Annotated in this window: 2 protein-coding genes; both read left to right on the top strand. The window is 70.1% G+C overall.

Going from position 1 to position 2782, the window contains the following annotated elements; all coding sequences use genetic code 11:
* On the top strand, positions 1-655 hold a 655-nt coding region (locus IJH84_RS13320; protein ID WP_295144716.1), incomplete at its 5' end, for a sugar MFS transporter.
* A 28-nt stretch (positions 656-683) separates the two neighbouring features.
* A partial coding sequence (locus IJH84_RS13325) for a glycoside hydrolase family 97 protein (protein WP_295144719.1) occupies positions 684-2782 on the top strand: 2099 nt, incomplete at its 3' end.

A 2782-nucleotide genomic window follows, 5' to 3' on the forward strand; every position in this document is an offset into this window, starting at 1 on the left:
GATCATCGCCGCGATCTTCGCGGCCGCTTCGGCCGCGAGCGCCGCGCCGGGATTCCTGCCCGCGCACTCCGGGCAGCAGTCCGGTTCCCGGCCGTCGATGCGCGCGTGGATCGAGCCGCGGACGCTGGTCATCGGGCTGATGGTGCTGGCGCTGGCGCTGACCGAAGGCACCGCCAACGACTGGCTCGCGGTGGCCCTGGTGGACGGCTACGACGCGCCTGCCTGGCTCGGCGCGGCCGGCTTCGCGGTGTTCCTGAGCGCGATGACCGCGGGCCGCACCCTCGGCACCGGCCTGCTGGACCGGTTCGGCAGGCAGCCGGTGATCTGGGCGACCATGGCCACCGCGCTGGTCGGGGTGCTGCTGGTGGTGTTCGCGCCGTGGCTGCCGCTGGCGGTGCTGGGCGCGGCGATCGGGGGGCTGGGTGCCTCGCTGGGCTTCCCGGTCGGCATGAGCGCCGCCGCCGACGACCCGGAGCGGGCCGCCGCGCGGGTCAGCGTGGTCTCCACGATCGGTTACACCGCGTTCCTGGCCGGGCCGCCGCTGCTCGGCTACCTCGGCGACCACTTCGGCACGCTGCACTCGCTGCTGGTGGTCGCGGTGCTGCTGGTGCCTTCGGCGATGGCCGTGCCCGCGGCCGAACCGCCGCGACGTTGACCTCCCGATGGAACGACGAAGGAGTCGCATGTCCAGGTATCGGATCGACCGGCGCACGTTCGGCAAGGCGGCGGGCATCGCCGCCGGGATGACCGCGATCAGCTGGAGCCCCGCAACGGCCGCGGAGGCGTCCGGGGCGCCGATCACGACCGCCGCACCCGGCGGGCTCGTGCAGGCGCACTTCCGCTTGCAGCAAGGAAAACCGCAGTACTCGATCACCAGCGGCGCCCGGACGGTGCTCGACTGGTCGGCCATGGGTTTCGAGTTGGGCGACGGCTCGCGATTAGGCGACTCGGCCGAACTCCTGGGCACCCACCACGAGGAGCTCGACGAGACGTGGCAGCCGACGTGGGGTTCGGCCGCGGAAGTGCGCAGCCACTGCAACAGCACCGTCGTGCGGTTGCGCGAGACCGGGACCGACCGGTTGCTGGACATCGAATTCCGCGTCTTCGACGACGGTGCCGGGTTCCGCTACGTGTTCCCGCAGCAGCCCAACCTGGGCGACTTCGAGGTCTTCGACGAGCTCACCGAGTTCCGCTTCACCGACGACCACACGGCCTGGTCCAGCCCGGCGAACTACGACTCGGTGGAGTACCTGCACACCGAGACTCCGCTGACCGCGGCCGGCGGGCTGCACGAGTGGCAGGAGCCGCGGGACGAGGAAGGCGAGCACATCGGCGACGTGGCCACGCCGCTGACCGTGCGGATCGCCGAGGACTGCTACCTCGCGGTGCACGAGGCCGCGCTGTTCAACTACCCGGGGATGACCCTGACCAAGATCGACGGCGGGCCGAGCCTGCGTTGCGCGCTCGTCCCGCGCAAGGGCGAGGGCCGCCGCAAGGCGATCCTGCGCGCCCCGTTTCCCACGCCGTGGCGGGCTTTCCTGGTCGGGCGCAGCGCCGGGGAGCTGATCGAGTCGCCGCTGGTGCTCAACCTCAACGAGCCTTGCGCGATCGAGGACACCTCGTGGATCGCGCCCGGCAAGTTCGTCGGCGTGTGGTGGGAGATCCACAAAGGACGCAACACCTGGATCGAGGGTCCGGACCTCGGCGCCACCACCGAGAACACCATGCGGTGCATCGATTTCGCCGCGGCGAACGGGATTCCGTACGTGCTGGCCGAAGGCTGGAACAAGGGGTGGACGACCGGTGGTGACTTCGGCGCCCAGGACTTCATCCGTCCCAACGACCAGTTCGACCTGCGCCGGGTCGTCGACTACGCCCGCGAGCGCGGGGTGAACTTCCTGGCGCACAACGAGACCGGCGGCCGCATCGACAACTACGAGCGGCAGATCGACGAAGCTTTCGCGCTGTACGAGGAACTGGGCCTGCCGGGCGTGAAAACTGGCTACGCCGGGGACATCGGGCCGCACTACCACCACGACCAGTCGATGGTGAACCACTACCAGCGCGTGATCCACAAGGCCGCGAAGCACCGGCTGATGATCAACGCGCACGAGCCGATCAAGGGCACCGGGATCGAGCGCACCTTCCCGAACTTCGTCTCCCGCGAAGGTGCGCGCGGCATCGAGTACGACGCCTGGTCGCAGGGCAACCCGCCGGAGCACACCCTCATCCTGCCGTTCACGGTCATGCTGGCCGGTCCGTTCGACTACACGCCGGGGATCTTCGACATCACCTGGTTCCCGGAGCAGAGCCCGGACGACGACCACGGCAGCGACAACGACGGCACCCGCGTGCACACCACCAGGGCGCACCAGATCGCGCTGTACCCGGTGCTGCTGAGCGGGCTTCAGCAGCTCTCGGACGTGCCGGAGCACTACGAGGGCACGCCGGAGTTCGAGTTCCTGCGCGAAGTTCCGGTCAGCTGGGACGAAACCCGCGTGGTGCAGGGCGAAATCGGCGACTTCCTCACCATGGCGCGGCGCAGCGGGCAGAGCTGGTTCGTCGGCTCGCTGACCGACGAGCAGGCCCGGACGCTGGAGGTTCCGCTGCACTTCCTCGGTGCGGGAGCCTTCGTCGCGCACGTCTACGCGGACGCGCCGGAGACCGATTTGGACACCAACCCGAACGCGGTCCGCGTCGATCGGTTCCTGGTTCATGCCGGGACCGTCGTGCGCGCCGAACTCGCGCGCGGCGGCGGGCACGCGATCCGGATCGTCCCGGC

Source organism: Saccharopolyspora sp. (assembly GCF_017434145.1).
GTDB lineage: Bacteria > Actinomycetota > Actinomycetes > Mycobacteriales > Pseudonocardiaceae > Saccharopolyspora_C > Saccharopolyspora_C galaxeae.